General features: G+C 35.9%; 21 protein-coding genes. 9 read left to right on the forward strand and 12 right to left on the reverse strand.

The features are described from left to right. Positions 1-5: 5 nt before the first annotated feature. Together hemC and rpoD are read right to left on the reverse strand one after the other, a co-directional pair. A complete protein-coding gene (gene hemC / locus O5637_RS10430) occupies positions 6-953 on the reverse strand; it encodes a hydroxymethylbilane synthase (protein ID WP_269604880.1) in 948 nt (315 codons plus the stop codon). Between the two features lie 158 nt (positions 954-1,111). Beyond that, positions 1,112-2,377 carry an RNA polymerase sigma factor RpoD gene (rpoD, locus tag O5637_RS10435; RefSeq protein WP_269604881.1) on the reverse strand — a complete coding sequence of 422 codons (1,266 nt, stop codon included), beginning with the start codon at positions 2,375-2,377 and terminating at the stop codon, positions 1,112-1,114. A 411-nt stretch (positions 2,378-2,788) separates the two neighbouring features. Between rpoD and priA the strand changes: the two genes are divergently transcribed. Next, the gene (priA, locus tag O5637_RS10440) at positions 2,789-5,032 is read left to right on the forward strand and encodes a replication restart helicase PriA (protein WP_269604883.1); all 2,244 of its coding nucleotides are present in this window, start codon (positions 2,789-2,791) and stop codon (positions 5,030-5,032) included. 13 nt (positions 5,033-5,045) lie between these two features. Here the strand turns inward: priA and O5637_RS10445 are convergent, their stop codons facing one another. From O5637_RS10445 to O5637_RS10455, 3 genes are read right to left on the reverse strand one after another with little or no spacing between them, the layout of a single operon-like run. Further along, positions 5,046-6,137, reverse strand: a complete 1,092-nt coding sequence (locus tag O5637_RS10445; protein WP_269604885.1) for a DUF3153 domain-containing protein — start codon at positions 6,135-6,137, stop codon at positions 5,046-5,048. Next, the gene (gene argB / locus O5637_RS10450; RefSeq protein WP_269604887.1) at positions 6,138-7,052 is read right to left on the reverse strand and encodes an acetylglutamate kinase; all 915 of its coding nucleotides are present in this window, start codon (positions 7,050-7,052) and stop codon (positions 6,138-6,140) included. Beyond that, on the reverse strand, positions 7,045-7,608 hold the full coding sequence (locus tag O5637_RS10455; protein ID WP_269604889.1) for a DUF2854 domain-containing protein: 564 nt from the start codon (positions 7,606-7,608) through the stop codon (positions 7,045-7,047). The genes argB and O5637_RS10455 overlap by 8 nt, the downstream gene beginning before the upstream one ends. Before the next feature lie 54 nt (positions 7,609-7,662). On the opposite strand from O5637_RS10455, the gene O5637_RS10460 reads away from it, so the two are divergent. Further along, positions 7,663-7,854: a hypothetical protein gene (locus tag O5637_RS10460; protein ID WP_038655087.1), complete on the forward strand. Its 192-nt coding sequence runs from the start codon at positions 7,663-7,665 to the stop codon at positions 7,852-7,854. A gap of 6 nt (positions 7,855-7,860) precedes the next feature. On the opposite strand, the gene O5637_RS10465 is transcribed toward O5637_RS10460, so the two are convergent. Next, entirely contained in the window at positions 7,861-8,298 is a 438-nt protein-coding gene (locus tag O5637_RS10465; RefSeq protein ID WP_269604892.1) for a single-stranded DNA-binding protein, read from the reverse strand. A 32-nt stretch (positions 8,299-8,330) separates the two neighbouring features. On the opposite strand from O5637_RS10465, the gene O5637_RS10470 reads away from it, so the two are divergent. Both O5637_RS10470 and cutA read left to right on the forward strand, forming a co-directional pair. Continuing rightward, positions 8,331-9,140 carry a precorrin-6A/cobalt-precorrin-6A reductase gene (locus O5637_RS10470; RefSeq protein WP_269604894.1) on the forward strand — a complete coding sequence of 270 codons (810 nt, stop codon included), beginning with the start codon at positions 8,331-8,333 and terminating at the stop codon, positions 9,138-9,140. 15 nt (positions 9,141-9,155) lie between these two features. Further along, on the forward strand, positions 9,156-9,479 hold the full coding sequence (cutA, locus tag O5637_RS10475) for a divalent-cation tolerance protein CutA (RefSeq protein ID WP_269604896.1): 324 nt from the start codon (positions 9,156-9,158) through the stop codon (positions 9,477-9,479). An 11-nt stretch (positions 9,480-9,490) separates the two neighbouring features. Here the strand turns inward: cutA and O5637_RS10480 are convergent, their stop codons facing one another. The 4 genes from O5637_RS10480 to O5637_RS10495 all read right to left on the reverse strand — a co-directional run bounded on the left by O5637_RS10480 (position 9,491) and on the right by O5637_RS10495 (position 14,220). After that, positions 9,491-10,498 carry an adenosine kinase gene (locus O5637_RS10480; protein WP_269604898.1) on the reverse strand — a complete coding sequence of 336 codons (1,008 nt, stop codon included), beginning with the start codon at positions 10,496-10,498 and terminating at the stop codon, positions 9,491-9,493. Between the two features lie 41 nt (positions 10,499-10,539). Beyond that, positions 10,540-11,853: an adenylosuccinate synthase gene (locus tag O5637_RS10485; RefSeq protein WP_269604900.1), complete on the reverse strand. Its 1,314-nt coding sequence runs from the start codon at positions 11,851-11,853 to the stop codon at positions 10,540-10,542. 95 nt (positions 11,854-11,948) lie between these two features. Next, positions 11,949-12,383: a photosystem II protein Psb27 gene (psb27, locus tag O5637_RS10490; protein WP_269604902.1), complete on the reverse strand. Its 435-nt coding sequence runs from the start codon at positions 12,381-12,383 to the stop codon at positions 11,949-11,951. A 46-nt stretch (positions 12,384-12,429) separates the two neighbouring features. Next, the gene (locus O5637_RS10495; protein WP_269604904.1) at positions 12,430-14,220 is read right to left on the reverse strand and encodes a proline--tRNA ligase; all 1,791 of its coding nucleotides are present in this window, start codon (positions 14,218-14,220) and stop codon (positions 12,430-12,432) included. 172 nt (positions 14,221-14,392) lie between these two features. On the opposite strand from O5637_RS10495, the gene O5637_RS10500 reads away from it, so the two are divergent. The 5 genes from O5637_RS10500 to lepB all read left to right on the forward strand — a co-directional run bounded on the left by O5637_RS10500 (position 14,393) and on the right by lepB (position 16,891). Then, on the forward strand, positions 14,393-14,857 hold the full coding sequence (locus O5637_RS10500) for a resolvase (protein ID WP_269604906.1): 465 nt from the start codon (positions 14,393-14,395) through the stop codon (positions 14,855-14,857). A gap of 99 nt (positions 14,858-14,956) precedes the next feature. Next, positions 14,957-15,205 (forward strand): hypothetical protein, encoded by a 249-nt coding sequence (locus O5637_RS10505; RefSeq protein WP_269604908.1) that lies wholly within the window; start codon positions 14,957-14,959, stop codon positions 15,203-15,205. Next, complete coding sequence (locus tag O5637_RS10510) at positions 15,192-15,713, forward strand: inorganic diphosphatase (RefSeq protein ID WP_269604910.1); 522 nt, start codon at positions 15,192-15,194, stop codon at positions 15,711-15,713. Before O5637_RS10505 ends, O5637_RS10510 begins: the two co-directional genes overlap by 14 nt. Before the next feature lie 42 nt (positions 15,714-15,755). Further along, entirely contained in the window at positions 15,756-16,118 is a 363-nt protein-coding gene (locus O5637_RS10515) for a Spx/MgsR family RNA polymerase-binding regulatory protein (protein WP_269604911.1), read from the forward strand. A gap of 80 nt (positions 16,119-16,198) precedes the next feature. Beyond that, complete coding sequence (gene lepB / locus O5637_RS10520; RefSeq protein WP_269604913.1) at positions 16,199-16,891, forward strand: signal peptidase I; 693 nt, start codon at positions 16,199-16,201, stop codon at positions 16,889-16,891. On the opposite strand, the gene O5637_RS10525 is transcribed toward lepB, so the two are convergent. Both O5637_RS10525 and O5637_RS10530 read right to left on the reverse strand, forming a co-directional pair. Next, positions 16,866-18,146 (reverse strand): dihydroorotase, encoded by a 1,281-nt coding sequence (locus O5637_RS10525; protein WP_269604916.1) that lies wholly within the window; start codon positions 18,144-18,146, stop codon positions 16,866-16,868. The two genes, lepB and O5637_RS10525, sit on opposite strands and share 26 nt — an antisense overlap. A gap of 4 nt (positions 18,147-18,150) precedes the next feature. Then, positions 18,151-19,479 carry a histidine phosphatase family protein gene (locus tag O5637_RS10530; RefSeq protein ID WP_269604919.1) on the reverse strand — a complete coding sequence of 443 codons (1,329 nt, stop codon included), beginning with the start codon at positions 19,477-19,479 and terminating at the stop codon, positions 18,151-18,153. Positions 19,480-19,576: the final 97 nt, after the last annotated feature.

The following is a 19,576-nucleotide window of genomic DNA, read 5'->3' on the forward strand; positions in this document are numbered from 1 at the left end:
ATGATTTAGGCCCTTGCAGACTTGAAAATCTCTTCTAATATTTCTCCTGCACCACGGCCTTTTAATTCATTGGCTAAGTCTATTCCTATTTCCTCTGCAGAGCTTACCGATCCTTTCTTTATATCTCTAATTAATCTTTTACCATCTAAACTTGCGACCATTCCTTCAAGAATTAATTCATCGTTGTTAATTTCAGTTCTAACGCCTATTGGAACTTGACATCCTCCTTCAAGCTCTCTGAGGAAAGACCTTTCTGCTAAACATCTTTTAGATGTTGATTCGTGTTCAAGTGTTTTTAAAATATCTAATACCTCTTGTTGACCACTTACACATTCAATCCCAAGAGCTCCCTGTCCTACCGCATGTAGTGAAATATCTGTTGGAATTAACTGATGTATTCGATTAGCAAAACCAAGTCTTTGCAATCCAGCAGCTGCCAAAATAAGACAGTCATATTCTCCTGAGTCAAGTTTTTCTAATCGTGTAATAACATTTCCTCTTACATCTTTGAAAACCAGATGAGGATAATGGTATCGCAATTGAGCAAGCCTTCTTAAAGAACTAGTCCCTACTACAGAACCTTCCGGCAGAGTCTCTAGTTTGTGAATTTGATTTTTCTCATTCACGACTAACGCGTCTGAAGGATCCTCCCTTTCAGTTATGCAGCCAAGAATTAATCCCTTTGGAAGATTGGTAGGTAAATCTTTCAATGAGTGGACCGCAATTTCGGCATGACCAACAAGCATTTGAGCTTCAAGCTCTTTAGTGAAAAGACCTTTATCTCCTATTTTTGCTAAAGCCACATCAAGTATTTTGTCACCCTGTGTAGCCATTGCTTCGATAGTGATAGCAAGATCAGGATGTGCTTTTTGTAGTTCATCTCGTACCCAGTTCGTCTGAACCATGGCCAGCTGGCTTCGGCGAGAGGCGATGCGCAGTTGGTCTAGTGTCATTAGCAAATATTTTCTATTTCTTTACCTTAAGCAATCAACCTTACCAAATTAAAATTCTTAGAAAATAATTTAATAAGGTTGATGTGAAATGAATTCAATCTTCTAAAAAATTATTTGTATTTATTGCTTGGAAAAGTAAAGGTTATAATTTAATTATTTTAATTTAGCTTGATATATTCTTTAAGAACCCCGTTTCTATTTGGATGACGGAGTTTTCTGAGAGCCTTAGCCTCTATTTGTCTAATCCTCTCTCTCGTTACATCAAAAATTTGTCCAATTTCTTCTAGAGTTTTCATTCTTCCATCATCTAAGCCATATCGAAGTCTTAAAACATCCCTCTCCCTAGGACTTAATGTAGCTAGAACACCCTCCAAATCTTCTCTTAATAAGGTTTTTGCCACATCTTGTTCAGGATTCTCTATATCTGCTTCAATAAAGTCACCAAGTCTAGAGTCTTCTTCTTTCCCAATAGGGGTCTCAAGAGAAATGGGGAGCTGAGCGCTTTTGGCGATGAATCTGAGTTTCTCAATCGTCATTTCCATACTTTCAGCAATTTCTTCTTCGGTTGGTTTCCTGCCAAACTCTTGACTTAAAACTTTGGTGGTTTTCTTGATCCTGGAAATTGTTTCGTATAAATGCACAGGCAAACGAATTGTTCTGCTTTGATCTGCAATTGCTCTGGTAATAGCCTGTCTGATCCACCAGGTAGCGTAAGTTGAGAATTTATATCCCTTTTCATGATCAAATTTTTCTGCTGCACGAATTAGACCAAGACTTCCTTCTTGGATTAGATCTTGAAAAGACAGCCCTCTATTCATATATTTCTTGGCAATTGAAACTACTAATCGAAGATTAGATTGCACCATTTTTTCTTTTGCTCGTCTGCCAAGCATCAATCGCCTGCGGAAGCGAGTTAATGGCATTTCTGCAAGAACCGCCCATTCTTTCACTGATGGGAAATGGCCATTCTCACTTTCAAACTGCGCAGCTTCTTCCTCTAATTGAAGAAGATCAGCTATCTTTCTGGCCAATTCAATTTCTTCGTCTGGCCTGAGAAGCCTTATACGACCAATTTCTTGGAGGTAAACCCTGATAGAGTCTTCTGTGTAAACACCCTTTGGTCCTATTTTTATACTTGCTAAAGCTTTAGCGGCTGCTTCTTGAGCACTCGATAGCACTGAGGCATTATCATCATCATCATCATCTAGATCGATACCTGCTTCAGTTACTTTATTGGCTTCGGCAATTAATTTATCCGCCTCTAGATCTAAATCAATTTTTAGATCATTTGAAGATTCTTGAGGAAGAGTTTGGGTTTCTTTGGTCACGTTTAATTTGGCGGCTGTTTTTTTAATTTTTTTGGAATTATTTTTAGTTTCCTGATTAAGAGAAATATTTTTAGATGTCTTTTTTTCCTTTAACATGATTTCCCTGATGGTTTTGTGGTCTATTGAAGAGCTCAGGTTGTTACCTGAAGATTGATCGGAATCTCCTAGAGATAATATTTCAGGAAAAACTATTTAATTTGTAATAATCCAACAGAAACACTCTAATTTGAGATTGTCCTTAATCGTGATAAATCTTGCGAAAAATCACATGACATCAATATGGACTTGAAATTATGAAGGATGTTTTGTTGAAGAATGGAAATGTGTAAGCAAGGGAGTCAGGGGATTTCTCAGACCGGCTTATCTAAGAATTGGATTTTTCCTACTCTTGATAAAGCTTCTAGTCTTCCCTCTGGGTGGAATTTTGCAAGTTCCACAACAGCTTTAAAGCTGTTAACTACCCAATGGTAGAAAAAATTTCTAAAGTCGGCAAGTATTAAAAAAGATATGAATCATTTTATATTTGATATTTGGTTACATGTAGGTCGTGAAGGACGATGTTTTTCTTATCAAGATGGAAATAATTTAGATATTGATCTAGGCGATGTTGTGACAGTGCGCCTGAAAGGCCAACTCATGCAAGGGTTGGTAGTTAAAAAGATGAAAAAAAATATAACGAGCACACACCAAAATATAAATAATTTTTCGCTGAATAATGTAGAAACATTGGTTCAAAAAGCAGCTATCAAAAAAGAATGGAGAGAGTGGCTAGAAGAAATTGCTCTTGATTTATATGTAAGTGATTTTCAGATGCTTAAAACTGCGCTACCTCCTGGTTGGTTGGGAAGGTCGAAACTATTGAATAGGCCTAAAAAACTCTGGTGGGTAAAATTGTCTAGCAATAATTATGAGGGAAAGATATCTTCTCGACAGATTGAGTTAAAGAGAAATCTTCTCTTAAATGGAGGAGGAAAATGGCAAAAGGATTTGGAGGCTGAAGGATTTTCTTCTGTATTGATTAGAAACTTTGTCTTAGTTGGTTGCGGAGAAAGAGAAAAACGTCTTTCCCTTTGTAATTCTTTTGATGATGAAGAATATAATGACAAAAAGATTTTAAAGATTGAAGATCCTCAATCTTTAACGTTAGAGCAAAAATTAGCAAAAGAAAAATATGAGTCTCTTCCAAGTGGATCAGCTCTTTTGCTTTGGGGTGTTACTGGTTCTGGTAAGACGGAGGTATACCTACAAATTGCAGCGCTTGAGTTATCTGAAGGTAGACATTGTCTTATCCTTACACCCGAAATTGGGTTGGTACCACAATTAGTTGATCGCTTTCAAAAAAGATTTGGATTAAATGTTTTTGAATATCATAGTAATTGCTCTACTAAAGAGAAAATTGATACATGGAAGAGATCTTTAGACACTACAAAACCTAGTATTTTTATTGGTACTCGATCAGCTATTTTTCTACCATTATCCAACTTAGGATTGATAGTTCTTGATGAAGAACACGATAGCTCTTATAAACAGGAATCCCCTATGCCTTGTTATCATGCAAGAGATTTGGCAATTAATAGGGCAAAAAAAATAGGTGCTAAAGTAATACTTGGAACAGCAACTCCATCTTTAAATGTTTGGAAAAATTTAAAACCCAATGGAAATATAGTTGTTGCGAAATTAACCCAAAGGATTTCGAATCGTAAATTACCAACGGTTAGTGTCGTAGACATGCGAGAAGAATTAGCTATTGGAAATCGAAGCTTAATTAGTAGATATCTAAAAAAACAACTTTTGAGTATAAAAGAGAGTGGAAATCAAGCTATTATTTTAGTCCCTAGACGTGGATATAGTAGTTTCTTAAGTTGCCGTAGCTGCGGAGAGGTCGTTCAATGTCCACATTGTGATGTCGCACTAACTGTACATCGTTCCAAAGAGGGTAATCAATGGTTGCGTTGTCATTGGTGTGACTTTCGTTCGAAAATTAGTGATAGATGTGGAGAATGTGGTTCAAATGCTTTTAAACCGTTTGGAACTGGAACACAAAGAGTAATGGATCATTTAGAAAGAGAACTAGAGGGTATAAGTTTATTAAGGTTTGATAGAGATACAACTAGAGGCCGTGATGGCCATAGATTGTTGCTAGAAAGATTTGCTCATGGTGATGCCGATATTTTAGTAGGTACTCAGATGCTCTCTAAGGGTATGGATTTACCAAAAGTAACTCTTGCCGTCGTCTTAGCCGCAGATGGTTTATTGCATCGTCCTGATTTAATGGCTACTGAAGAAACGCTTCAACTATTTATGCAATTAGCTGGTCGTGCAGGACGAGGTGAGCAATCTGGAAAGGTTGTAGTGCAAACTTATTGTCCTGATCATCCAGTGATTCTTCATTTGATTGATGGGAGTTACGAAGAGTTTCTGAGAAAAGAAGATAAGACTAGAAAAGAAGCCTCGATGGTTCCATACAGTCGAGCCTGCTTATTAAGATTCTCTGGCGAATCGTCAGAGTTGACATCACATGGAGCATTTCATATTTCATCAAAAATAAAGAATGCTTGCAGTCAAAAAGGTTGGAAAATAGTCGGTCCAGCACCTTCATTGGTTGAGAGGGTTGCAGGTAAAAGTCGTTGGCAACTTCTTTTATACGGTCCAGAATCAAGTCATATCCCACTTCCTTATGGACCTGAATTGTGGAAAGATTTACCAAAAGGAGTAACTCTTTCTATTGATCCTGATCCTCTACAATTATGAGTTTATATCTTTTTTAAGGTGGTAGCTCAGGAAAACCGAAGCCCATTTGGAGACGAAATCTTTGAAGGGATAAGCTCAACAAAGTTAAAGCAATTATCAAGATAATTCCAACTGAAATTTGGTTCCACTTCCAATTTGAAATCTCCAGTTGATTAATCTTTCCAATTTCAAGAGGAAAGAAAGTTAAATCTTTTTTAAAAGTAGGTTCTAGAGGTTTAGTTTTGAAATTATTTTTATTGCCAATGTCATTAATGACTATGTTTAGTTTTAATCCAGGAATTTTTGGGATTTCTCTTAAATCCAAATAAATTTTATAATTTTGACTTGTACCAATTATCCAGTTTTTGTTGTTTGTAATTATTTCAGGTTTATTTATATTGAATCCGCTAGCTTTTGACGCGGCTGAAGCTATTTGCTGAAGTAATTTGTTTGCATCTTCAAAACGAATAGTTGGTGATTCAAAATGTTGCTTATCTTCCTGATCTTGAAGTTTTAAGATACTATTTTCTTTAGTAAGATTTTCTTCAAATTCCATCTGCCATGGAATTGATACGCCAGAATTACTATTTATATCAAGTGAAATCTTTAGTCGATCTGGACCTGTAACACTCAAATTTGTTGATATGTCAACGCAACCACTCAAAAGGAAGGTTAATAATGAAATAATTAATAAAGTTATTATTGAAAATCCAAAGTCTAGACTTTTTGTTGGACCAGTTGGAGGATGATTAATTATCTCCTTCTTCTTTTTCGTTTTTGTAAATGACGATTTAAGAGATGGCTCCATCTCTATCTTCGGGATTTCTACAGACCAGTTTGATGGTCTTGGTAAATGTGGAGCATCAAGTATTGATAAGAGCTGTTTAGATTGTTGACGGACGCTCTCTTTTTTATTGTGGATTAATGTTTGACAAATATTGATTGCTTTTTTCTCATCACATTTTCCCATGTAGGCAGTAATGATAAGTAGTCTAAGTTTTCCTCCTATTTCAGTCTCTGCTTGGAAATCTAGAAGTAAAGGATCAATTGTTTTTATGCAAAAATTATAGTCACCTTTTTCAAGGGCCGCTTCAGCAGCTTTTATTGCTGAAGCTATATTTGACATTTAACCTCTACCCATAACCATTGTTCCAATACCTGCATCAGTGAAAACTTCTAATAGAAGTGAGTGGGGAGTTCTTCCGTCAATGATATGGGCAGCATTTACACCCTGGGCAAGTGAACGTATACAACATTCAACTTTTGGTTTCATGCCTGCTTTAACTATCCCTTTATCAATTAATTCTCTAGCTTCCGATAGACGTATCTTTTCTATTAAGGAAGAAGGCTCATTTTTATTCCTTAAAATACCAGGGGTATCTGTTAGAAGGATTAATTTTTCGGCACCTAGTGCTGCCGCAAGCTCCCCAGCAACAGTATCAGCATTGATATTGTGTGATCTGCCATCAGAAGAGTTGGCTACACTAGAAATTACTGGGACGTAACCTTCTTCGAGAAGAGGGCTTAATATCTTTGTATTTACTTTTGCAACTTCTCCAACAAGACCATGACTTCCACCTCCAAGCGTTCTTGCCTCAATAAGTCCACCATCTATGCCACATAGTCCAACAGCTAATCTTCCGTGATTGTTTATTCCACTTACAATCTGTTTATTTACTCTTCCAGCAAGAACCATTTCTACGACATCCATGGTCTTGGTATCAGTAATACGTAAACCATCAAGGAAAACTGGCTTTATTCCTAATTTTTCTAACCATTGGTTTATTTCTGGGCCCCCACCATGAACGACTACTATTTGTACGCCAACAGATGAAAGAAGAGCTAGATCTCTAAATACTGCATTCTGAAGTGTTTTATCTGCCATGGCTGAGCCACCATATTTGATTACAATTCTTTTATTTGCAAAACGCTGAATATAAGGAAGCGCCTCACTTAAGACTGAAACTCTTATTGAATCTTTGTCCGTAAAGGGTTTATTAAAATTCTTACTTTGGTTAGCTTGTTGATTTTCTTTATTCATTTTCTTGTGGCTTTTCTTCTTGTTTTTGCGGAAGTAGGATTAAATCTAGTGCACCGGGTGTGGGACAAAATAATTCAGCGCACAAACCTTTAGCAAAGAATCTTCCTAAACGTTCTTTTTGAGCATTCCATCTTTCTAAAGATACAGCAGCCATTTCAAATCTCATTCGTATTCCATAATTACCCTCTTCAACCAACTCTTCTACTTCTAAAAGTTGGGGAGGACTGTCTATGTCCCAAAGCTTTAATACTCTTAGAGATGCTTCAAGCTGGCAAGATTGACCATAGCGCCATCTAGTCACATCTTTAACTAGTTTCCTTAGCTCTTCAGGGGCTTTGTCTCTCTCTGAAGCAAACTTAGTTACAGGAACTACTCTTAGAGCAGGCGGAACTTCAGTAGTTTTCAGTGATATACCTATTAGAAAGATAGGTACTCCATAGAAGAAAGTTGGAACACTGAGGTTTGTTGCATCAGTAAAATAGGCTGTTAGGCCTATTAGAGAAAGGGATGCTCCTCCGATAGTGATGAGGCTTGCCGGTGAAAGAAGTTTATTCATGAGTGTGATTTTGGCTAAAATCGTGGGCAGATGGGTTTTTCAGGAGACAGTCTCATGGCCTCACACCAAAAACAATTTTCTGAGTTAACTGAACTTGTTGAAAAATTAAACAAGGATAGAGCTTGGATCCTTGAACAATTAGATAAAGGTAGCTGGCCTGAATTTAGACCTGATCTGGCAGCTTTGGAAAGAGAATTAGGTCAACTTTTAACTAGGGCTACAGAATACATTGAAGAAAATGGTTGATTTTTTTCAGAATGGAATGTCATCTGTATCAGGAACTAATGGTGAACTGTCCCATTTAACACCTTCGTTATTTAAAGAATTTGCAGAATCGCTTTTTATCGTTGACTGAGTTTGAGAAGGTATGGATGAAACAGCTGTTTTAGAAGAAAAAGGGTGGATTCGAGAAAGAGTAAATTCAGCTTGTTTCTCTTTAGTCCCATCCTGGCGAGGAACAGTATTCATTCTTAAGCGACCTTCTATTACTAATTTAGAATTGACTTGAACTGTGTTTTGAAGTTCTTCTGCTAATTTCCCCCAACCAACTACCTTAATTGCGCAGGGAGGGTCATCGGCACGGAGGCTGTCAAATTCAACTTCTACTTCAGCTAGCGGAGTTTTGTTGTCTTGGGTGAAACGAACTGTTGGAGCCTTCTTTACCAAAACCTCAAGCATGCAATGGTTCATTTTTTTTTCTTTAGTTATTGAGGTTTATCTTGATGGATATAAGGGAAAAATGCCAGCCACATCTTTGGTTGTTAACAGGAACAGGCGAAGGTCATGTCTTTGCTGAGTCATTATTGAAAGAAGGTTGGAAAATTACTGTTAGTGTTGTTTCGGATCGAGCCTCGATTCCATATGAAAAATTAAATTTAGAGAAAATATTAATTGGTGCCTTAATTACTGAGGAAGAGATACGCGGAGTCATATTAAACGCAAGAATTCATCAAAATGGATTTCATTGTGTTGTTGATCTGACGCATCCCTTTGCTATGAATATCACACGATCAATCTCAAAAGTTTGTAAGGAACTAGGTCAAACTTTTATAAGGTATGAAAGAGCCATTGATAATATTTCAAATGCATTTTTAATAGAAAAATTTAGTGACTTAAGAAATTATGATCTAAAGAATAAATCTATTTTGCTCGCTGTAGGAGTAAGGCATCTTCAGGACGCCTTGATTTTTACAAGAAATTCAGGGGCGAAAGTTTATGCAAGAGTTTTAGCTAATCCAGAAAGTATAAGAAAAACACTGTCTTCATCTATTCAAAAAACAAATTTTGCGATATTAAACCCTTCAGCTTCTAGTAATGGAAAAATTGAAAAAGCACTTGTTAGGAAATGGAATATTTCTGATGTGATTTGTAGACAGTCAGGAGGAAGTAATGAAATCTTATGGCATCAAATTTGTTTGGGTATGAGAATTAATCTTTGGTTGTTGGAAAGGCCTACTGAATTTAAAAATATTAATTCAGTAGATAGCTATGAAAAATTAATTAAAAAATTAAAATCTATTAGTATGGAATAAAAAGTATTTAAGATCATGACTTTATCTGATTTTAATCAAGAAATTTATATAATTATAACTAATGAAGTCGATAAAAAAAATGCATCTAAATTAGCTAACCTACTCTTGAGGGATAAATTAATACCTTGTGTAACTTTTAAGAATATCGAATCATGTTTTTGGTGGGAAGGAAATATAAATCAATCACAAGAAGTACAATTAATGATTAAGTGTAAAAAAGAAAATGTAAATAACGTTTGTCATAAGATTGCTGAATGGCATAGCTACGAAATACCAGAAATAATTTATTTTCGCGTTTCAGCTAATAAAAATTACCATCATTGGGTAAATTCTATTTGAGCTTTCAATCTTTAGTGTTCTAAATGTGAATTGATCAAAGTCAAAAGATCAGTATTGGAACGAGATCCTAATTGTGTGACGATATGCCCTGCACAAATAGATCCAATTTTTGCAGATAATTCTGGTTTTAGGCCATCTGCAAGCCCTTTTAAAAAACCTCCAGCATAAAGATCTCCTGCACCCGTGGTATCAATAGCCTTTCCAAAAGTGAAAGGATTTATTTTCATTTCTTTGCCATTTGAAATTAGAATTGAACCTTTTTCGCCAATTGTGATTGCAGCAAGATCGCATTTTTTTTTCAATTCTTCAAGTGCTGTATTCAGAGAAGAGGTCTCATACAAAGTTGTTATTTCATCTTCATTGGCAAATAATATATCTATATGATCATCAACTAGTTTTATAAAACTCTCGCGGTGTCTACTTACACAAAATGAATCAGAAAGGGATAAAGCAACTTTTCGACCTGCATTTTTAGCTATTTCTGCCGCTTTGATAAATGCATTTTTAGCAGCTGGGTTGTCCCATAGGTATCCCTCTAAATAAAGTATTTTTGCTTCCCTAACTACTGAGAGGTCGATATCCCTAGGTTCTAAGAGAACTGAAGCGCCCAGATAAGTGCACATAGTCCTCTCTGCGTCTGGAGTGACAAAAATTAGACATCTGGCAGTCGAGGGGCCAACGGATGAAGGTGCAGTCTTGAAAATGGTACCAGTTGTTGATATTTCTTTTGTGAAGATTTCCCCTAGCATGTCATCTCTTACCCTTCCAATAAAAGCTGATTTTCCCCCTAACTGGGCAACACATGCTAATGAATTGGCTGCAGAACCTCCTGACCTCTGAATTCTGTTGGTAGTTATTTCATATAGTTCTTTAGCTCTGTTTTCATCAATCAAGGTCATTGAACCCTTCTTTAAAGATAGTCTTTCTAGGAGAGAATCATCTGTTGTTGTTAATACGTCTACAATTGCATTCCCAATGCCTACAACGTCAAGTGAAGGGTCGTTTGTATTGTTAGTCATTAAGTTGATTTATAAACTATAAAAGAATAATTGTTCGTTGTTTAAGAGTTTAAAAGAGCTCTTTTTGGTCCATGAATAGGATCCTCAATAACAATTGTTTGATCTCTATTGGCTCCTAAGGAAACTATTGCTATGGGAACTTCCATAAGCTCCGCTAAGAATCTCAAGTAACTCATTGCTGCAGGTGGAAGATCTTCTAGACGACGGCAATTCTCTGTAGAGCATCTCCAGCCAGGTAACTTTTTAAAAATTGGAGTACATTTCTCAAAATCTTCAACGCTACTTGGGAAATAATCAATTCTTTTACCATTTAATTCATAAGCGACACATATATCAATTTCTTCAAGTTCATCTAAAACGTCTAATTTAGTAATCGCAAGACAATCCAATCCATTTACCTCAACTGCATATTTCCCAATCACTCCATCAAACCAACCACACCGCCTTCTTCGTCCAGTAGTTGTTCCAAATTCACCCCCTCTATCACAAAGTTGATCGTTAATGCTCCCTTGCAATTCAGTTGGGAATGGTCCTTCTCCCACTCTAGTCGTATAGGCTTTGGCAACCCCGATAACCCTGTCTATAAGGGTAGGGCCTACTCCTGCACCAATGCAGGCCCCACCTGATACTGGATTGGAGGAGGTTACATAAGGGTAGGTACCGTGATCAAGATCCAAAAGGGTCCCTTGAGCTCCCTCAAACAAGATATTCTTCTTTTTTCTGGCTGCTTGATGAATGGTTCTATTGCAATCAACAATATGTTGTTTTAGCTGTTTTCCGTAATCAAGATATTCTTCTATTATTTCATCAATATTTAATGGCTCAATTCCGTATATCTTTTGGAGAAGCCCGTTTTTCTCTGCTAAAGGAACCTGTAATCTTTCTTGAAGCTTTTCCCTGCTCAGTAGATCAATTATTCGAATCCCATTCCTTTGAGATTTGTCAGCATAAGTGGGGCCAATCCCCCTGCCAGTAGTACCGATTTTGTGGTCACCTCGCTTTTGCTCCATGGCCAAATCTAGAAGCCGGTGATACGGCATCGTTACATGAGCAGTAGAAGCAAGTTTTAGTCCTGAAATATCAATATCGTTTTCTTCAAGCATTTTTATTTCTTTAATCATCACTTTCGGATCAACAACTGTTCCTGACCCAATAAGACAAATAGTATCTGGATATAAAATCCCAGAGGGTATCAAATGTAATTTGAGAACTTTGTCATCTACAACAATTGTATGACCCGCATTAACACCACCTTGATAGCGAACAACTACATCTGCGGAGCGACTGAGCAAATCGGTGATTTTGCCTTTACCTTCATCACCCCACTGAGCGCCTATGACTACAACATTTGCCAAGGAAGAAAACTCGGCTCGAAACCGATTTACTTTAGAAGAAACAAGATTTGCAGATAGCCGTACCCTGAGTCAAAGAAATGAATTAAAGATTATCTTTAATTATCTCTAACTGCTGATTTCTCTGCTTTAGATAATTCTTTGTTTAATCTTTCTTTGAGAGTTTCAGGAACTGGTCTGTTTGCAAAAGTCTTGTAATGACCGGATAAAGCATTTAATGCAGTCTGCATTGTTGTAAAGGTCGTAGAAGTATTGACTTGAGATCGATTTCTATATCTTGAGATATAATCGCTTATTAGAAAAACAGCTTCTTTTTCTGCTTCAGATAGTCCTTTATCTTCTTTAGGTAAAGTTATGGTCTCTTTTAAAGTTGAGGAGACAGCAATGGTGTCTTTCGCAAAATCTCCAGTCATAAATGTTTTAGCTGCATTCACTTCTGAAGCGAATTGGAAGAATATGAGGCAGAAGCCAAGGCATATAGCCAAAGCTGCCCTCACCAACCTTATGGAGAGGTGATGAAAGGCAGAAATCATTTGTTTTTTGCAATTAAATAAGACTCTAGAGTCCTTTGGGCTATATTTACAGTTTTTCAGTATTAAATTCTTCAGAAAGTTTTTTTAAAACGGAGTTTAGATCTAATGACTCTGTGGTTTTTGTTTTTCTATTATGTAATTCAACCAGTCCAGAACTAGATTCTCTACCAGCTACAATTCTCCATGGGATGCCAATAAGGTCTGCGTCTTTAAACTTTATTCCAGCTCTCTCATCCCTATCGTCAAGGAGAGCATCAACTCGATTCTCTATTAATTTCTCATAGATATCTTCAGCTAAATATTTTTGTTCAGTATTTTTTATGTTGGCAATAATAATTATTACTTCAAATGGGGCAATTGATGCTGGCCAAATAATACCTGCGTCATCGTGATTTTGTTCTACTGCTGCTTGAGCTAATCTTGAAATACCAATTCCATAGCACCCCATCCAAAAGTGCTCTTCTAAACCTTTATCGTTGGTAAAGGTAGCATTTAATGATTTTGAATACTTAGTTCCTAGTTGAAATATATGCCCTATTTCTATACCTCTACATTCTTTAAGCTTTTGTGTCTTGTCATGTACACATCTATCTCCAGGTTTGGCTTTTCTAATATCACATGTCAGCTGCTTAGTATTAATTAGACTCCAATTATAAAATATTTTATGCTCGTTTTCGACGTTGTTTCCACATATAAAACTTTTAAGATCTTTTACAGAATTGTCTGCAATTCTTATGAATTTTTTTTCCCATACTTTTGCCGTTGATAATAAGTTATCGCTAACATCAGGACCTATGAAGCCAAATGGTATATTAGTAATACCTTCCTTTTGTATATCTTCATTGGAAATCACTTTAATATTCAGTACAGTTTGTTTTAATTTATGAGATATTTCATTTGAAAGTTTAATATCATTTATTTCTTGGTCCCCTCTAATACTTACTAGCACTGGGTATTTTTTGTTGTCATCACACGTTGCTAGATAAGCTATAACTTTTACAATTTGACTTGGATGGAAATTGTTGTAGCTACATAATTCCTCTATGCTTTTTTGATTAGGGGTTTCAATTATAGAAGGTTTATTAAGCTCTAATAATTTTGCTTCTTCGAGAATGGAAACAGCTTTTTCTTGATTAGCTCCATATTTTCCATCAGAACTTATTAAAATAAAGTCTTCACCAGATTCTGCTGTAACCATAAATTCTTGAGATGCTGCACCTCCAATAGCTCCACTATCAGCTTCGACACAAACAAAATCTAGCCCACATTTTGTAAATATATTTTTATAGGCATTTCTCATCTCTGAATAAGTTGATTGAAGATCATTTTCATTTGAATGAAAGGAATAAGCATCCTTCATAATGAATTCTCTGCTTCTCATTAATCCAAATCTTGGTCTTATTTCATCTCTAAATTTTGTCTGGATTTGGAAAATATTGATTGGTAATTGTTTGTAGGAGTGAATAGTTTGAGATATTATTTGAGTAATTACCTCTTCATGAGTTGGCCCCAGGCCTAATTCTTTACCTTGTCTATCTTTAAGACTAAACATAATTCCTTCTCCCTCTGTATATGATTTCCACCTCCCACTTTTTTCCCATATTTCTGAAGGCTGAAGTTGAGGAAGAAGAGTTTGAAGGGAACCTTTAGCTGATAACTCTTCTTCAACAATTAGGGTTATTTTTTTTAGAACCTTCCAAAGCAATGGCATGTAAGCATAAATACCTCCAGCAAGACGTTTGATAAAACCTCCTCTTATAAGTAACTGATGTGAAATTATATCTGCATCTGCAGGTACGTCTCTGAGAGTGTTCAGCATTAGGCGAGAGACGCGCATGAGCCTAAAATGTAGTCTTTATGAGATTAGTCCTTTGAGTGTTGGCCGTAAGAATATCCATATTGATTGTGCGGGAATCATGTTGTTTTTTAAAAGTGTACTAATGTACATGGTGTTAATTTGATTAATCTGCTAACTTCCTCCCATATTTTTCTAGAAGCTTTCTTTCGCAATGTTTAACGGCTCAGTAAATTCAGGAACAAATGGAAGATCAGAGGAGTCTCTAGATAAAGGAATTATTAATACAGCTTCTAACTCAATTGATTCATTATTGACTATTGACGAAGTTCAGAAAACATTAAATAGATCTAGGGCCTCTGTATATAGATATACAAACACTGACTCCAGGAATCTTAATCCATCATTTAATCCTAGAAAACTAAACACCGAATTTAGAAGCGATCAAAAAGATCAATTGCTTTTTCATCCAAATGAGGTTGCAAGATTTGCAAAAGATATACTAAGAATTAAGGAAGTAACAGTAGAAGTATTAAATTCTCCATCATCTGAAACCCAAAATATTCTTAACTCAATACTTGAAGAGTTGAAAAGTATAAGCAATAAACTTGATGGTAAATCTGATGTAAAGCACTCTATTCCCAATCATTTACAAGATACTGATAGAAAGGCAGCTTAGTTATTCTTAAATGTGGGATAATATTTATAGTTTAAATGAATTAAAGATTTAATTGATTTAAACTCAGTCTACTAAAGGTTTATCTATTCCAAGGTATGCATGGATTTAGAACCACACTTAATTAAGAATCAATCTTCTGAGCTTGATCGTACTTTGTTCAAGAAAGAGAAAGATCAAGTATCTCCTGAGGATGAAGATCCTTACAGTTTTAATAGTACCTCGACTTCTTTAATTGGTTTAGCAATAGTATTCGTAATGCTTGGGATACCTTTATTAGCTGTTATTAGTGAAAGGTCGGAAACAACAAAAAGCTTACCAACTTCAATAATCAAAAATGGACCTGAGTGATCTTCCTCCTTCACCATCGCCTGGATTAGTAAATCTAGTTGTTGAGATTCCTGCTGGCAGTAGAAATAAATACGAATATTTTAGCTCTGCAGGAATTATGGCTCTTGATAGGGTTTTGCATTCATCAGTGAGATATCCATTTGATTATGGATTTATTCCAAATACTCTTGCTGAGGATGGAGCACCGCTTGATGCAATGGTAGTTATGGAAGAACCCACTTTTGCCGGTTGCTTGATCCAGGCAAGACCTATAGGAGTTCTTGATATGCATGATTCGGGGGCCTATGACGGCAAACTTTTATGCGTCCCTACTGCAGATCCAAGACAAAGAGAAATTAATACTATTAAGCAGATAGCTCAAAATCAATTGGAAGATGTAGCTGAGTTTTTTAGAACCTATAAAAGTTTGGAAGGGAGGGTGATCGTAATAGACGGATGGAGAGACTATGATGCTGTTGATGAATTATTAAAAAGCTGCATAGAGGCTCATTATTCTGATAACAATTAAATAACTATTTTAATCTGACTTCTTTAGATAAAGTAATTGTTTATGTGCTTTGAAAACTTGAAATTATTTAGTTACTCTTCATGCTCAACTTGCCGCAGAGCGATTAAGTGGCTTAAAACCAATGATATTACCTTTGAATTAATTGATCTTTTACAATCCCCACCCTCAAAGGAAATGCTTATCTCAGCTTTTGAGCTATATGGGGATAGAAAATTTCTTTTAAATACTAGTGGAATTATATATCGTTCTATTGGTTCGGATGTTGTCAAGAAAATGACTGATAACGAATTGCTTGAGCAACTTATTATGGAACCCAGATTAATAAAGAGACCTTTTTTATATAAATCTAGTAAATGCCTTTTAGTTGGATTTAAAGAAGAAAATTGGGCAGAAAAATTACTTTGAAATTAACACGATGTACATTATCGACTTAGAATAAGTAGTGTTTACAAATAAAGTAAATTATATTTATAATTGATAAAAAAGTGCAGCAAGATCATCCAGATTCGAGTAAAGAAAATAAAAATTTTTTCCGGTCTTCTTTCTTTGATACGTGGGGACCTATTTCTCTAACTATTCTGTTGTATGTGGGTATTCGTCATTTTATAGCAGAAGCTAGATATATTCCCTCTGGTTCAATGCTTCCAGGATTGAAAATAAATGATCGATTAATTGTTGAAAAACTTTCTTTGCGCAAAAGGTCTCCTTTCCGTGGGGAAATTGTAGTTTTCAACTCACCATATTCTTTTGATAAGAAATTGATAGCTGATAGAAATAAAAACCTTCCGTCTAAATTAAAATGCTCATTAATAACTTTTCCCTTGATTTCTTGGATCCCTACTTTATCAGATCGTGCTTGTGATGCTTATATAAAAAGGGTAGTAGCTGTAGGAGGAGATCGCCTTTTGATTAATGATAAGGGAGAGATTCTTTTGAATGGTAGGCCAATTAAAGAACCATATGTTGAATACTTCTGCCCAAGTAAAACTAAATTTAATTTATGTCGTACAATGACTACAACTGTTCCAAAAGGACATGTATTCGTTTTAGGTGATAACCGTGCTAATAGCTGGGATAGTCGTTTTTGGCCAGCAGGAGGTTTCTTGCCCCAGAAAGAAATAATTGGCAAAGCAGCCTGGCGTTTTTGGCCTATTAGTCGTTTTGGTAAGCCTGATTAATAAGACCACAATCTATAACTTTCCCAAGAATTTTTTTGTCTTTGATCGGTTGGTTCGTTGCGGCAGTCAGATGATTTTCTTCATTAGATTGGTACCACTCTTTGTCGGGATCAAATAATAACCAACGGTTACTATTTAAACTTAATTTTTCTTCGGCTTGGTTGAGAAATTTAGATGGACCAAAACTAATTTTCTCCCATAATTTTTCTACTCTCCATCCTGATTTTCTTACTAATTGATCCCAGAGCAAAGGAAGAACAAGGTTATAACAACTGATCCCTTTTTTTCTTTTATTTGCAGGTAGCTTGGTCTCGGAGTCATCTGTAGGAGTGGAGTGAACAGATATTGCAGTTAAAACATTATCCTCTAAACTTTCTATTAGTGAGGCCCTGTCTCTGGGGGATCCTAATGAAGGTGTTACGCTCCATCCAATGTCAAAAGGAGAAAGACTTGAGTTGTCATTGACTAAATGCCACCATAAGACAGTTGCCATTGGCTTAGAGGATGAATTTTTAAGTATTGAAACCCCCTCAGCTGTAGAAATATTCATTAACCTTAATTCAATGTCAGGGTATTGCTTATGAAGCTCAAGTAATTGGATCAGAGGAATAATTTCACTCTCAACAGGATCAGGAGGCCAGCCTGCTCTCAGAGTATCTACACTTTGTCTAGACATCCCACTTGCTTGTAGTAATTTATCTCTGGGTGCAAATAGTACAGGGGAGTTTTTCATTTCTCCAAGTGAAAAACCTTGTTTAAGAAGCTCTATAGGAGGTAGAAAATCGTCATCACTTAAGCCGATGGCTCCATTTTGTAGTAACTCATTATGTTTCGAAAGAGAAACCCCCTTCCCGCCTATACTAAAACCTCCCCATAGGTGTATTAAAACCTCACTTTTGATAGTCTTTAAAGAAAGAATCGACTCGATTTGATCTCTCCATAAATCTCCTCTAGGTAGGATACCTAATTGGCCATATCCAGAAAATGTTGCTTTTTCTATAAGTGTATAGATACTCTCTTCTTTACCATTAAAGGGAGATTCCAAAAATGAATGTGGATCAACAAGACAAGGGGCTAAAAGCATGTTCTTAGCTTTTTGAGGCTTGATTGCTAAATGTTCTTGTTCTGCATTTTGAAGAGCCTTACTGCCAAATGCTTTGATCACACCATCTTTGATTAAGACAGTTTCTCTCTTTAGAGATGATCCAGCCTTTTCAAGAATTTGAATATTTTCAAACAAATAACTATTAGTCATTAAATTAAAGTGCTCCGGCAGCTGTTGAGTCGATAATTCCTCCCAAATGTGAGGTGATATTTAGACAGGTGATTTGATCAGGTTGACCTTCTTTCTCTGAGAGATCAATGACTGTAATACCTCCATTACCTTGTTTGATCATCCAAATTTGTGATGGCATCAAACCTAATAGATGGCAAAGAATGGTTTTGTTAACTGCATCATGAGCTACAACCAATGCGGTTTCATCGTTTTTTAGATCTTTGCAAATCTCATTCCAACCATGAATGGATCTCGTGGAGACTTCTTTTATATTTTCTCCTTCTGGCATTTGAACTTCTTCAGGAGAGACCTTCCATTTTTTTAATAGATCTGGCCAGTCGGTCTTGATCTCAGACTCCAACTTCCCTTCCCATTTACCGTGACCGATCTCTTTAAGGTTATCTTTGAGAGAAACTTCGATGCCTGGATGTTCGTTTAGAATTATCTGAGCTGTTTCTTTTGGTCTTGACAGAGAGCTACTAAAGGCTTTTTGTATAAGATTATTTTTTAAAAATTCACTTGCCGCCTTAGCTTGTGATTTGCCATTTTGATTTAAGGGGATGTCAATTTGTCCTTGGAACCTTCCCTGTTTATTCCAGTCTGTTTCACCATGCCTGACTAAAATAATTCTTTTTTTACTTCCTTTTTTTGGAATTGTAGGGTGTAAATGAGCGATATTATTGAGACATTGAAGTTGGACTTGTCTATCTTTCCAATCATTAAAAGTAATATTACAAATTGATATTGAGGTATTATCTAACTTCAACCTCTTAAACCCTTTTGATGGTTCATTTATTAATTTCAGAATCAAGCATCTAAGAATTGCATTATGGGCAACTATCAAAATAGTTTTATTAGAACCTGAATGAGCGTCAAATAAAGATTTTAAGAAATTTTCAGCTTGATATAAAAGTTCTTTAATTGGTTGAAATTTTGAACCGTCGTCTCTAGTAATGGTTAGTTCCTTTGGCTCTTTTTGCCAAGTAGCGAACTCTTCTGGGAACTGATTTTTTATTTCATTTTTTGTTAAACCACTCCAAGGCTCAAGGTCAACCTCTAAAAGTTCATCAGTATAAGTTGCTTGAAGATCTTTATGGTGTTGTTTGATAATGATTTTTGTGGTTTCTGAGGCTCTTTGTAGAGGAGAGCTGTAAATAGCATTTATTGGAATATAAGAAATTGTTTTTCCAGCCGCTTCAGCTTGTAATTGCCCTTCTTTGGTTAATGTTGAAAGGTCGTTTCTTCCTTGAATACGACCTTCCTTGTTAAAACTGCTCAATCCATGACGGACAAAAATTAGACGCAATGTCATTAAATAAAGTGTCTTTTAGTTAATTATGGTATTAGCCATGAGGGCAATCTAATGTTCTTTTAGTAAAGATAGAAGTCTTTCTCCATGTCAGTCTTCA

It is taken from the genome of Prochlorococcus marinus str. MIT 0917, assembly GCF_027359575.1.
Taxonomy (GTDB): domain Bacteria; phylum Cyanobacteriota; class Cyanobacteriia; order PCC-6307; family Cyanobiaceae; genus Prochlorococcus_B; species Prochlorococcus_B marinus_D.